Here is an 11,797-nt window from a genome sequence, read left to right on the forward strand (position 1 = left end):
TTGCGCTGTTGCAAAAAAGTGTCAGCCAAAAGGTTGAATGTCAGGCCTCAGCGTGGCATCCGTTGGCCGTCCACGAACACATGCAGCTCGCCCGAGGCGAAGGGCGTCCAGGTCTCGTTGGTGGTGAGCGGCGCCGTCACCACCACGGCCACGCGGTCGGTGGGCGTGGTGTGCTGGGCGAAGTCGATCTCCAGGTCTTCGTCCGAGAGCTGCGCCGTCACGAAGGGGTGGCGGCGCTCCACGTACCAGAGGTTGGTGGAGGCATGCGCCCACAGCGCCTGCCCGTTCGACAGCATGAAGTTGAAGGTGCCGTGCGCCGCCAGCTGCGGTGCCAGTTCGCGCAGCGTGAGCGTGAGCTCCTCGACGCTGGGCACGCCCGCGTGCGACTTGGCCAGCTCCTGCATGATCCAGCAGAAGGCGTGTTCGCTGTCGGTGTTGCCCACCGGGTGGAAGTTGCCGTGCAGGCGCGGGCGGAAGTCCTTCAGGTCGCCGTTGTGGGCGAACACCCAGTAGCGGCCCCATAGCTCGCGCACGAAGGGGTGGCAGTTCTGCAGGTTGACCTCGCCCTGCGTCGCCTTGCGGATGTGCGCGATGACGTTGCGGCTTTGAATCGGGTAGCGCCGGATCAGCTCGGCCACCGGCGACTCGCAGGCCGGCTGGTGGTCGACGAAGTGGCGCAGCCCGCGGTCCTCGAAGAACGCGATGCCCCAGCCGTCGGCATGGTGGTCGGTGCGGCCACCGCGCTGCGCGAACCCCGTGAAGCTGAAGGTCACGTCGGTCGGCGTGTTGCAGTTCATCCCTAGCAATTGGCACATGGCTGTGATTAGACCGCGATTCAGGATTTGGAGGAGGAGGGGGCGGGCAGCCGCAGCCACCCGAGCACGCGTTCGGTGCCCAGGTGCGTGCGGCCTTCAGCGAGTACCAGCGGCAGGCGCTCGCGCGAGGTGCCGAAGGGCCCGGGGTTCTGCTGCACGATCTCGACCGCGTCGGCGTCCACGCGCGACACGATCGCCACATGGCCGTAGGGATTGAAGAGCCACGGCGCGAACACCACGATGTCGCCCACGGCAGGCGCCACCGCGCCGCCGTTGCGGTGCTGCACCAGGTTGCGCGCCGTGTTCAGCGCGCCGTCCGCCACGGCCGCGTCGAAGAAGGCCTTGGCATGGCCGCGCGCCTCGGGCATGCGGTGCTGGTGCCGCTCGTAGTAGTAGCGCTTGACGAACTCCACGCACTGCCAGCGCAGGCCGATGTTGTAGCCGTCGGGCGCCACGCTGCGCCCGTCGACGTGGTTGATGGCGCCGTTGTAGTACACCGGCACGCCCTCGAACTGGTCGATCACCTCGCCGGGCGCATGCGCCGGGTTGACGTTGAAGCGACTCGCGCCCCACAGGCCGAGCAGGGCGACGAGGACGAGGGCAGAGAGAACGACGACGGTGCGGCGGTTGATGAAGCGGGGCATGGACGGTGAAGCAGGACGCGCGGCCACGGGCCGGCAGCGACGAGCTTAGTCCATGCCGCCGCCTCAGAGCCCGTGCAACGCCGCCATCTCGCCCATCAATTCACGCTGGAACGCATCGAAGCGCGCCGACGGCTGCTGCAGCCCGAAGAAGTCGCTGAACGGGTCTTCCACCTCGGTGCGGTGACCCGACAGTTCTTCCACCACCGCCAGTCCGCAGAAGGGCACGCAGGCTTCCGAGTAGCCGCCTTCGTGCACCACCACCACGCGCCCGTCGCAATGCTTGGCGGCCAACGCGTTGACCTGCCGCATCATCTGGCGGAACGACTCGGGGTGCAGCTGCATGCGCGCCAGCGGATCGACGCCGTTGGCGTCCAGCCCGCTCGCCACCACGATCAGCTCGGGCCGGTAGCGGTCGATCACCGGCGTCACGATGCGCTCGAAGGCGTGCATGTAGGCCGCGTGCCCGCCGCCGGGCTGCAGCGGAATGTTCACGTTGAAGCCCAGCCCCGCACCCGTGCCGCGGTCTTCGGCGCCGCTGTAGCCGGGCGGGAAGCAGTTCTCCTGGTGCAGCGACAGCGTGAGCACGTCGGGGCGGTCGTAGAAGATTTCCTGCGTGCCGTTGCCGTGATGCACGTCCCAGTCGATCACGGCCACGCGGCGCAGGCCGTGGCGCGCCTTCATGGTCTCGATGGCCACCGCGATGTTGTTGAACAGGCAGAAACCCATGCTGTGCTCGCGCAGGCAGTGGTGGCCCGGCGGGCGCGTGAGCGCGAAGGCGTTGCGGTGGCGGCCCTGCAGCACGCTGTCCATCGCGGCAATGGCCAGGCCAGTCGAGAGCTTCGCGATCTCGTAGCTGCCCGGGCCGAAGGGCGCGACCTCGCCCAGGTCGCCGCCGCCGGCGTCGCTGGCGGCCTTGAACTTCTGCAGGTAGCCGGCGGGGTGCACGCGCTGCAGGTCTTCTTCGCTGGCCATCGGCGCGCTCAGCACGTCGAGCTGGGCGCTCAGGCCCGACACGTCCATCAGCGACTTGATGCGGCGCTTGGAATCGGGCGACTCGGCCATGCCGCTGCCGGCCATGGGCTGCACCCAGCCGCCCACCGGCAGGAACAGGGCATGCAGCCCGCCGGGCACGTGCCAGAAGGTGCGTTCGTCGTGAAAGAAGGCGGTGGTCTTCATGCGGTGCGTCCTTGTGTGGAGGGAGGAAGAGGTGCGGGCAGCGAGGCTTCGTCGCGCGGTGGTGGATGGCGCTGCACGCTCAGGCCGCGCCAGCCCCAGCGCTCGCGCGCCAGCCCCCACAGGCCGCGCGGTGCCAGCAGCATGACAGCGATGGCGATGCAGCCCATCGCGATCAGGTACCAGCCGCCTGACATCGCGAACCAGGTGTTGAACAGCTCGCGCAGCCCGAAGTAGATGACGGTGCCGATCAGCGGCCCCTCGATGGTGCCGATGCCGCCGATGATCACGATGAACATCGCCGTCACCACCCAGTTGATGTCGAAGGCCGAGTCGGGCGAGACGAACATCGTGCCCATGAAGTGCGCCCCGCCGGCCAGCCCGAAGCCCAGCCCCGACAGCACGAAGGCGATGAAGCGGTTGCGCCACACGTTCACGCCGATGCTGGTGGCGGCCAGTTCGTTGTCGCGCACCGCCATCAGGCCCAGGCCGAAGGGCGAGCGCATCAGCAGGTACACGCCGGCCACTGCTGCGAGGCCGATGGCGCCCGAGATCCAGAACGCGTTCTGCTGGAAGCTCTCTGCCTCCACCAGCCGCACCGCCTGCAGCGGCACGCCCGACTCGCCGCCGAACAGCGGGAACTTGGCGACCAGCAGGCGCACGATCTCGGCCAGCACCCACATGCCGATCGAGAAGTAGGCATCGCGCAGGCGGAACATCAGCGGCGCCACCACGGCGGCCAGCAGCGCGCCGCCCAGGCCTGCCACGGGCACCATCCAGTAGGGCGAGATGCCCAGCCGGTCGGAGGCCACGAACAGCAGGTAGGCGCCGATGCCGGCAAAGGCCTGGTGGCCCATCGACACCAGCCCGGTGTAGCCGGCCAGCAGGTTCCACATCTGGGCCATGGCCAGCGTGATCAGCACCTCGCTGAGCAGGCGCAGCAGGCCGCCGTCGGCCACGGTGGGCGCGAAGGCGATGGCAAGGGCCGCGGCGGCGAAACCGAGCCAGGGGACAAGAGACGGAGGACGCATCGAAGTCATCTCAGGTACGTGCGCCAGCGATGCCATTGGGGCGCACCATCAGGACCGCGAAGAACAGCAGGTGGGCGTACAGCGCGCCCGCGTTGGAATCGAGCCGCTGGCCCACGAGTTGCGCCACGCCCAGCGCGATGCCGCCGACCAGCGCCCAGCGGAACGAGCCCAGGCCGCCGATGATCACGACCTCGAACGCGCCCAGCAGCCGCTCCACGCCCGAGAAGGGCGTGAACGAGGTGCGCAGCGCCAGCAGCAGCCCCGCCACCGACGCGAAGGCCAGCGACAGCCCCATCACCACCGCATACACATGGCGCGGGCGCACGCCCATCGTGCGCACGATCTCGCGGTGGTCCGACGTGGCGCGCACCACCAGCCCGAAGCGCGAGTGCTGCAGCAGCCACTGCAGCGCGCCGAAGGCCAGCACCGCGAGCACCAGCACCAGCACCGGGTACCAGCCGATGCGCAGCCCGCCGATCTCGAAGCCCGCCGTGGCCAGCGCGCCGCCGTCGAGCGCGCGCGGGTCGGCGCCGAACAGCTCGACCATCAGGTTGCGCAGCACCACCGCGATGCCGAAGGTGACCAGCACCGGCGTGAGCGGATCGTCGGTGGCCACCGCGCGGTTCAGCAGCAGCCGCTGCAGCAGGTAGCCCATGCCGAAGGCCGCCAGTGCCACCGGTGCGATGAAGAAGAGCGGCGACACGCCGGGAAACTGCGTGGCCAGAAAGACCGCGAAGTACGCCGCCAGCACCACGAACTCGCCATGCGCGAGGTTGACCATGCGCATCACGCCGAAGACCAGCGCCAGCCCGAGGCCGAAGAGCGCGTAGAGGCCGCCGAGCAGCACGCCGTTGATGAGGGTTTCGAGCCAGGCCATGGTGGGGAGGTGTTCAGTGTCCGAAGTAGGCGTTGGCGATCTGCGCGGCGCTGAAGTCGCTCGCGCGGCCCGCCAGCGTGACGCGCCCCTTGAGCAGGCAGTACACGCGCTGCGCGATGCGGCAGGCGCGCGTCACGTCCTGCTCCACCACCAGCAGCGCCGTGCCTTGCGCGCGGATGTCGCCGAAGGCGCGGTAGATCTGCTCGATGACCACGGGCGCCAGGCCCAGCGAGATTTCGTCGCACAGCATCAGGCGCGGGTTGGCCATGAGCGCGCGGCCGATGCTCACCATCTGCTGCTGCCCGCCCGACAGCTGCGTGGCCGGCCGATGGCGGAACTCCTGCAGGATCGGGAACAGCGCGTACACGGTGGGCAGCGTCCAGTGGCCCGTGCGGCCGCACAGCGCGCCCATGCGCAGGTTTTCTTCCACGGTGAGCGAAGGGAACAGCATCCGCCCCTCGGGCACCAGCGCGATGCCGCGGCGCGCGATGCGCTCGGCCGGTTCGGCCTCGATGGCCTGGCCGTCGAAGCGGATGGCGCCGCGGCTGCGTGCGCCCAGCCCGGCAATGGCGCGGATCAGCGTCGACTTGCCCGCGCCGTTGGCGCCGATGAGCGCGGTCGCTTCGCCTTCCGCCACGTCGAGCGACAGGTCGAACAGCGCCTGCAGGTCGCCGTAGTGGCTGCACAGCTCGCGCACTTCAAGCAGCGGCATGGGTGCTCTCCTGCAAGCTGTCTTCGTCGCCCACGCCCATGTAGACCTCGCGCACCTCGCGGCTGGCCATGGCGGCGGCGGGTGTGTCTTCCAGCAGCTTGCGGCCGAAGTTCAGCACCATGATGCGGTCGGCCACGGCCATCAGCGCCTGCGCGATGTGCTCGATCCAGATCATCGCCACGTCCTGCTTCAGCTCGAGCACCAGCGCCACCAGCACCTGCACCTCGGCTTCGGTGAGGCCGCCGGCGATCTCGTCGAGCAGCAGCAGGTGCGGCCGCGCCGCCAGGCCCTTGGCCAGCTCGAGCCGCTTGCGGTCCAGCAGCGGCAGGCGGCCGGCCGGCACGTCGGCGCGGTCGGCCAGCCCGGTGCGTTCCAGCACGGCCCAGGCCTGGCGCGCGGCCTGCGCGCGCGGCAGCCGCGCGGCGAACGTGGCGGCGGCCAGTGCGTTCTCGTAGGCACTCAGGTGCGCGAAGGGCTGCGGAATCTGGAAGGCGCGCGCCACGCCCAGCCGCGCCCGCGCGTCGGCGCGCAGCCCGACCAGTTCGCGGCCTTCGAGGCGGATGCTGCCGGCATCGGGCACGGCCACGCCGGTGATCAGGTTGAACAGCGAGCTCTTGCCCGCGCCGTTCGGCCCGACCACGCCCAGGCACTCGCCGCGTGCCAGCGAGAGCGCCACCTGATCGGCCACGACGATCTCGCCGTAGCGCTTGCACAGGCCGTCGATGACGAGGCAATCGCTCATGCAGCCTTCAGCTGCGACAGCAGCTTGAGCTCGTCTTCCACCGGAATCTGCTTGGCGGTGCTGTTGTGCGTGATGATCAGCTCGTACGGGAACTTGCTGCCCGCCTTGGTCTTGCGCCACTGGCCCGCCACTATCGGCGTGACGGCCACGCTCTTGATCGGGCTGCCCTTGAAGTCGATGCGCCCCACCACCGAATCGAGCTGCAGGTTGGCCAGCGCGTCGCGCACGGCCTTCTTGTCCTTCGGGTTCGTGGCGTTCTTCAGCGCGGCAATGCCGACCTCGAACAGCGCGTGGCCGTAGCCGATGGGCTGCGTCCACTGCTTGCCGGTGGTGGCCTCCCAGTCGGCCGCGAGCGCCTTGGCGCTCTGGCCCGTGAGCGAGGACTTGAACGGGAAGTTCGGCGTCCACCAGACCTCGGTCGACATGCCGTTGCCCGCCGCGCCCAGCGACTCCACCGCGCTCGGGAACAGGAACGACGCGGCCATCGTCACCACCTCGGGCCGGTAGCCCGCCTGCTGCGCCTGCTTCCAGAAGGTGGCGAAGTGGTTGGCGTAGGCAAAGCCCGAGACGATGTTCGCGCGCGCCGCCTTGAAGCTCGACACTTGGTTGCTGAAGTCGTCGGTCGCGATCTTGAAGAAGCCGCCGTTGGTCTCCTTGTAGCCGCGCTGCTTCGCGCCGCCCGGGATGCCCGTGGCCGGATCGGCGAAGGCGTGGCCCGGGCCGTTGTCGATGTACAGCGTGCCCAGCGTGCGTTCCACCTTCAGCGGCTCCCACATGCCGAAGAAGTTCTTCAGCACGTCGTCGGCGCCCCAGAAGAAATGGAACGAGAACGGAAAACCTTTTTGCGGCGTGGAGCCGCGCCCGAAGGTGATGGCCTGCCACGGCCCCATGGTCGACACCATCGGCACGCCGTTGACGTCGCACAGCTGGCCGGCGGCCAGTGCGGCGTCGCTGTCCTGCACCAGCAGCAGGTCGACCTTCTCGCGCAGCAGCAGCTCGCTGGACATGGTGGCGCCACGGTTGGCGTCGGACTGCGTGTCGCGCACCACGATCTCCACCTTGTAGGTCGTGCCGCCGATGGTGAGGCCGTCTTTCAGCGTGGCGCGCACGCGCTCCAGGCTCCAGGGGTCGGCCTCGCCGAAGTTGGCGCGAACGCCCGACAGCGTGGTGAGGTAGCCGATCTTGATCGTCTTCGATTGCGCATGCGCCAGCGCAGGCACGCCGGCCAGCGCGGCCGCGCCGCCGCCGATGACGAGTTGGCGGCGCGTGAGGGCGCCGGAGGCTGCACGGAAGAGGTCGGAGGAGAGAGCGGCGGGCGTGTCGGCGGACATGGAGGTTCTCCTTGGCGGATGAAGGATGGACAGGTCCGCATCCTCTCTCTGCGCGCCGCCGCGGCGTTATCGAAAACTGGCAAAACGCGGGCCGGTGCCCGCGGATGTCATTCGGGCCGCAGGTTGACCGACTTGGCGATGGCGCGGTAGCGCTCCATGTCGGCCTGGTAGCCGCGGCGCAGCTCGGCCAGCGTCTGTTCGGGCGCCACCTTGCTGCCGCCGAGTTCCAGCGCGCGGCGCAGCTCGGGCTTGAGCATCATCTGGTTGAAGGCCGTGTGCAGCCGCTGCTGCGCCTCCTCGGGCACGCGGTGCGACACCTGGATGCCGGCCCACAGGCTGTAGACGAAGTCGTCCAGGCCCTTGCTGTTGCGGATCAGCGGAATGGCCGTGAAGCGCTCGTGCGGCGCCGAGGCCGCGATGCCCAGCGCCTTGACCTTGCCGGCGTCCAGCAGGTCGGGCACGTTGCCCGCCAGCGGCGCGAACACCAGGTCGATCTGTCCGCCCAGCAGGTCGTTCACCAGCGGCGCGAAGCCCTTGTAGGGCACGTGCAGCATCTTGGTGCCCGTCTGCTGCATGAAGCGCTCGCCCAGCAGGTGGTAGAGCGACCCGGGGCCGATGCTGCCGTAGCTCAGCTCTTTCGTGTCGGGGCGGCGCAAGAGCGCGATGAGTTCGTCGACGCTGCCCGCGCCCAGGTCCTTGCGCGCCAGCAGCACCATCGAGGTGACGGCCATCACGCCGATGGGGCGGAAGTCCTCGGCCTTGTAGCGCGCGCTGCTGAGCGTGAGCGGCGTGAGCATCAACTCCATCGGCGAACCCACGAGCAGCGCCGAGCCGTCGGCCGGTGCGTTGGCTGCCTTCATCACGCCGAGCGAGCCGCTGGCACCGGGCACGTTGTCGACGATGGCCGGCTGGCCCAGCAGCCGTGACAGCTCGGGCGCGGCCAGCCGCGCGTTGATGTCGGAGCCGCCGCCCGCGGGGTAGGGCACGATCAGGTTCAGGGTCTTGCCCCCCAGGCCCTGCGCCAGGGCGGGCAGGGCGATGGGGGACAGGCCGGCGGCCAGGCCGGCAGCAATCAGCGAACGTCTGCGCATGGGTTCTCTCCTCGGGTTGTGTGAGATGTGTCGGAGTACGGGAAACAGGGGGGCTTGTTGCTGCTACGGCTGCAGCAGTGGCGACTGCACGTTCGCGAAGGGCACGGCCTGGTGCCAGCCGTGCGCCATGCGCAGCACGTCGAGGTCCGCGCCGGGGCGGCCGATGAGTTGCAGGCCCATCGGCAGGCCGCGCGTGCCCTCGGCTTGCGAGAAGCCGGCCGGGATCGCCATCGCGGGCAGGCCGGCGAGCGAAGGGCCGATGGTCACTTCCATCCAGCGGTGGTAGGTGTCCATGGCGCGGCCGCCGACCTCGCGCGGCCAGTGCGTGTCGACCGGCAGCGGGAACACCTGCGCAGCCGGCAGCACCAGGAAGTCGAAGCGTTCGAAGAGCTGCAGCAGCGCGGCATGCCACTGCGTGCGCGTGACCGCCGCCTCGTGCAGCGCGGCGGCGCTCAGGCGCTCGCCCTGTTCGATCTCCCAGCAGGCTTCGGGCTTGAGCTGCGCGCGCGTGGCCGGGTCGGCATGCAGCCCGCGCAACGCACCGGCCACGATGAAGCCGCGCAGGCGCAGCCAAGCCGTCCACAGCGCGTTGAAATCGAAAGCGGGCACGGCAGGTGCGACGCTGCAGCCCAGCGTGTCGAAATGCCGCAGCGCCGATTCGCACAGCGCCATCACGCCCGGGTCCATCGGCAGGTGGCCGCCGAGGTCGCCGAGCCAGGCGATGCGTTTGCCGCGCAGCTCTGAGTCGAGTGGCTGCGCAAAAGCCTCGCCGTCACCCGCCAGGCTCAGCGGCGAGCGCGCGTCGTAGCCGGCCTGCACCGACAGCAGCCAGGCCACGTCCTCGGGCGTGCGGCCCATCGGCCCTTCGCAGCCCAGCTGCTGGAAGAACAGCTCCGGCCCCGGCCCGGTGGGCACGCGACCCAGCGACGGGCGCAGGCCGTAGACGTGGTTCCAGGCCGCGGGGTTGCGCAGCGAACCCATCATGTCGCTGCCGTCGGCCACCGGCAGCATGTGCAGCGCGAGCGCCACCGCCGCGCCGCCGCTGCTGCCGCCGGCCGCGTGGTCGAGGTTCCATGCGTTGCGCGTGGTGCCGAACACCGTGTTGTAGGTGTGCGAGCCCAGGCCGAACTCGGGCGTGTTGCTGCGTCCCACGAAGAGCGCGCCGGCGCGGCGCAGGCGCTCGACCATGATCGCGTCGTGCGGCGTGACCTGCCTGGCGAACACCGGGCTGCCCATGGTGGTCGGCAGGCCGGCGGTGGCGACGAAATCCTTCGGCGCCATCGGGAAGCCGTGCAGCCGGCCCACCGCGTCGCCGCGCGCGCGTTGTGCATCGCAGGCATCGGCCTGGCGCAGCATCTCCTCGGCAGGCTGCAGCGAGACCAGTGCGTTGACCTGCGGGTTGAGGCGCTCGATGCGCGCGAGGCAGGTCTGCATCAGTTCGCGGCACGAGAGCTCGCGGCGTTGCAGGGCGGCGGCGAGCGAACGGGCGCTGGGAAGGGGTGGCAGCGTGGCGGACATATGGCGGTCAACGATAGCGACCGCCTCCGCAAGCAGGTATCAAAAAACGGCAAAACTGGCGCCCCGAAAACCGAGGGATTCCCCTCGGCCCGTGCACCGGATCAGTGCCTCGTGAGCGCTGCGCCGCGCAGCGTCTGCGAGGGCAGCTCGCCGAACTGGCGCCGGTAGTCCGTCGCGAATTGGCTCAGGTGCCAGAAGCCCCAGTGCGCCGCGATGTCCTGCACCGAGCGCGACTCGGGCCGCTTCAGTGCGCGGCGCACGCCATTGAGGCGCAGCGCCCGCAGGTAGCGCGCGGGGCTCAGGCCCAGCGTTTCCTGGAAGCAGTAGTTCAGCTTGCGCTGGCTCGCGCCGATGCGGCTGCACACCTGCAGCATCGACAGCGGCTCGTCGGGCCGCGACATCATCAGCTCGCAGGCGCGGCGCACCACGCGGCGGTGCGCCTCGGTGGAACGCAGCTCGCGCAGGTCGACGTCTTCGGGCAAGGCGTTGAGCCAGGCCAGCAGCACGTCGTCGCGCAGCTGCACCGTGGCGACGGGGTCGTCGAGCAGGCCGGGCATCGCGTCGAGCGCACCGAAGGCGCCGCGCAAGGTGCCGCGCAGCGACTGCATGGTGGGGTCGTCGAAGTGCAGCACCACGCGCCGTTCGAGCCAGGCCGGCGGCGCGCGGTCGTTCAGGCGCTCGGTGAGCGACTGCAGCAGCGCGTTGTCGACCACGATGCCCGTCAGCTCGAAGCCCGGCGGGCTGCACAGGTCGAGCTCGTCGCAGCGCCCGACCATCACCGATTCGGTGTCCAGCCGCTGGCCCGAGAAGCGCGCCTCGCCGTCCTGGCGGCAGGTGAGGGCGAAGCCGCAGCAGTCGGGGTTCATCTCGCCGTGCTGGCGCAGCGCGCGGTTGGTGGTCTCGCGCACCAGCCGCAGGCCGGGCAGTTGCACGTGGTCGAGAAAGCCGGCGAAGCTGCCGCCCGAGAGCATGTCGCACGCCAGGTGCCAGCCGTTCTGGCCGCTGGCGTAGGCGTCGATGTCGTGCGTGGACAAGGTCCAGCGCGTCGCGACGGTGGGGGCAGGGGCAGGAAGAACGGAGGCGGTCTGGCTGGTCATGGCGGTCCGGCGAAGCGGTGGCAGGGGTGCGAAGACCCGTGCCGGAAGCAATCTCCAGACCAGATTGTTTCGTTGACAACGATCTTAAAGTGACAGGGCAAACCCCTAAGCCACCCGACCGTGGCCTATTCGAGCTCGCCGCTGGGCTCGAAGCCGGTGGTGCTGTCGAACAGCTTCTGCACGATGGTCTGCAGCACCTGGCGCTCGTCCGCCGTGAGCTGCGAGAAGAGGCGCTGCGCAGTGTCGTGCGCCAGCGGCACCATGTCGCGGTACAGCGCCAGGCCTTCTTCCTCGAGCGACACGATGACCTTGCGGCGGTCGTCGGCCGAGGGGTGCATGTTGGCCAGCCCCAGGTCCACCAGCCGGTGCTGCGCGCGGCTCACGCGGGCCTTGTCCATGCTCGTCTTCTGTGCGATTTCGAGCGCCGACAGTGCACCGTACTTGCCCAGCACCACGACGATGCGCCACTCCGGAATCTGCAGCGAGAAGCGGCTGGCGATCGACTGGCCCACCGTCTGGCTCACGCGGTTGGCGACCACCGAGAGTTGAAAGGGCAGGAAGGTCTCGAGGTCGAAGGCCGGGGCGCTCGCGGCGCTGCTGCGTGCCTTGGACAGGGGCTTGGCGCTGGGCCGGGAAGGGGTGCGTGAACGGGGCACGGTGAGGTCGTGGCGTGGAGGCGTCGTGAAAGAAGATCGGCGCGGACAGTATAGGAAGGCCCTTGCGCATCACGCACGAGGCTGCGCGAGGTTTGCCAGTTTTCGATAAC

Annotated in this window: 12 protein-coding genes; all 12 read right to left on the reverse strand. The window is 69.7% G+C overall.

Annotation, left to right across the window (positions count from 1 at the left end):
• Window positions 1–47: 47 nt before the first annotated feature.
• A complete protein-coding gene (locus tag AC07XP_RS08660) occupies window positions 48–815 on the reverse strand; it encodes a class II glutamine amidotransferase (protein ID WP_062477710.1) in 768 nt (255 codons plus the stop codon).
• Window positions 816–835: 20 nt separating this feature from the next.
• Entirely contained in the window at window positions 836–1,459 is a 624-nt protein-coding gene (locus AC07XP_RS08665) for a CHAP domain-containing protein (RefSeq protein WP_495264377.1), read from the reverse strand.
• A gap of 63 nt (window positions 1,460–1,522) precedes the next feature.
• On the reverse strand, window positions 1,523–2,635 hold the full coding sequence (locus tag AC07XP_RS08670) for a class II histone deacetylase (RefSeq protein ID WP_495264378.1): 1,113 nt from the start codon (window positions 2,633–2,635) through the stop codon (window positions 1,523–1,525).
• A complete protein-coding gene (locus tag AC07XP_RS08675) occupies window positions 2,632–3,663 on the reverse strand; it encodes a branched-chain amino acid ABC transporter permease (protein ID WP_495264379.1) in 1,032 nt (343 codons plus the stop codon). Before AC07XP_RS08675 ends, AC07XP_RS08670 begins: the two co-directional genes overlap by 4 nt.
• Before the next feature lie 10 nt (window positions 3,664–3,673).
• A complete protein-coding gene (locus AC07XP_RS08680) occupies window positions 3,674–4,540 on the reverse strand; it encodes a branched-chain amino acid ABC transporter permease (RefSeq protein WP_062477701.1) in 867 nt (288 codons plus the stop codon).
• 13 nt (window positions 4,541–4,553) lie between these two features.
• Window positions 4,554–5,252, reverse strand: coding sequence for an ABC transporter ATP-binding protein (locus AC07XP_RS08685; RefSeq protein WP_495264380.1), 699 nt, complete (start codon window positions 5,250–5,252; stop codon window positions 4,554–4,556).
• A complete protein-coding gene (locus AC07XP_RS08690; RefSeq protein WP_495264381.1) occupies window positions 5,239–5,994 on the reverse strand; it encodes an ABC transporter ATP-binding protein in 756 nt (251 codons plus the stop codon). The genes AC07XP_RS08685 and AC07XP_RS08690 overlap by 14 nt, the downstream gene beginning before the upstream one ends.
• The gene (locus AC07XP_RS08695) at window positions 5,991–7,325 is read right to left on the reverse strand and encodes an ABC transporter substrate-binding protein (protein WP_495264382.1); all 1,335 of its coding nucleotides are present in this window, start codon (window positions 7,323–7,325) and stop codon (window positions 5,991–5,993) included. Before AC07XP_RS08695 ends, AC07XP_RS08690 begins: the two co-directional genes overlap by 4 nt.
• A gap of 107 nt (window positions 7,326–7,432) precedes the next feature.
• A complete protein-coding gene (locus tag AC07XP_RS08700; RefSeq protein ID WP_159273606.1) occupies window positions 7,433–8,416 on the reverse strand; it encodes a Bug family tripartite tricarboxylate transporter substrate binding protein in 984 nt (327 codons plus the stop codon).
• A gap of 63 nt (window positions 8,417–8,479) precedes the next feature.
• On the reverse strand, window positions 8,480–9,934 hold the full coding sequence (locus AC07XP_RS08705) for an amidase (protein WP_495264383.1): 1,455 nt from the start codon (window positions 9,932–9,934) through the stop codon (window positions 8,480–8,482).
• Window positions 9,935–10,035: 101 nt separating this feature from the next.
• Entirely contained in the window at window positions 10,036–11,031 is a 996-nt protein-coding gene (locus AC07XP_RS08710; RefSeq protein ID WP_354348011.1) for a helix-turn-helix domain-containing protein, read from the reverse strand.
• Window positions 11,032–11,156: 125 nt separating this feature from the next.
• Window positions 11,157–11,687: a MarR family winged helix-turn-helix transcriptional regulator gene (locus AC07XP_RS08715; protein WP_307636092.1), complete on the reverse strand. Its 531-nt coding sequence runs from the start codon at window positions 11,685–11,687 to the stop codon at window positions 11,157–11,159.
• Between the last annotated feature and the right edge of the window lie 110 nt (window positions 11,688–11,797).

Source organism: Variovorax sp. GW531-E2 (assembly GCF_059423125.1).

Bases quoted from the DNA above. Each gene is read 5' to 3' on its own strand.
- AC07XP_RS08695 (WP_495264382.1), bottom strand. From the start codon at position 7,325: ATGTCCGCCGACACGCCCGCCGCTCTCTCCTCCGACCTCTTCCGTGCA.
- AC07XP_RS08670 (WP_495264378.1), bottom strand. From the start codon at position 2,635: ATGAAGACCACCGCCTTCTTTCACGACGAACGCACCTTCTGGCACGTG.
- AC07XP_RS08680 (WP_062477701.1), bottom strand. From the start codon at position 4,540: ATGGCCTGGCTCGAAACCCTCATCAACGGCGTGCTGCTCGGCGGCCTC.
- AC07XP_RS08675 (WP_495264379.1), bottom strand. From the start codon at position 3,663: ATGCGTCCTCCGTCTCTTGTCCCCTGGCTCGGTTTCGCCGCCGCGGCC.
- AC07XP_RS08660 (WP_062477710.1), bottom strand. From the start codon at position 815: ATGTGCCAATTGCTAGGGATGAACTGCAACACGCCGACCGACGTGACC.
- AC07XP_RS08690 (WP_495264381.1), bottom strand. From the start codon at position 5,994: ATGAGCGATTGCCTCGTCATCGACGGCCTGTGCAAGCGCTACGGCGAG.
- AC07XP_RS08705 (WP_495264383.1), bottom strand. From the start codon at position 9,934: ATGTCCGCCACGCTGCCACCCCTTCCCAGCGCCCGTTCGCTCGCCGCC.
- AC07XP_RS08665 (WP_495264377.1), bottom strand. From the start codon at position 1,459: ATGCCCCGCTTCATCAACCGCCGCACCGTCGTCGTTCTCTCTGCCCTC.
- AC07XP_RS08685 (WP_495264380.1), bottom strand. From the start codon at position 5,252: ATGCCGCTGCTTGAAGTGCGCGAGCTGTGCAGCCACTACGGCGACCTG.
- AC07XP_RS08710 (WP_354348011.1), bottom strand. From the start codon at position 11,031: ATGACCAGCCAGACCGCCTCCGTTCTTCCTGCCCCTGCCCCCACCGTC.
- AC07XP_RS08700 (WP_159273606.1), bottom strand. From the start codon at position 8,416: ATGCGCAGACGTTCGCTGATTGCTGCCGGCCTGGCCGCCGGCCTGTCC.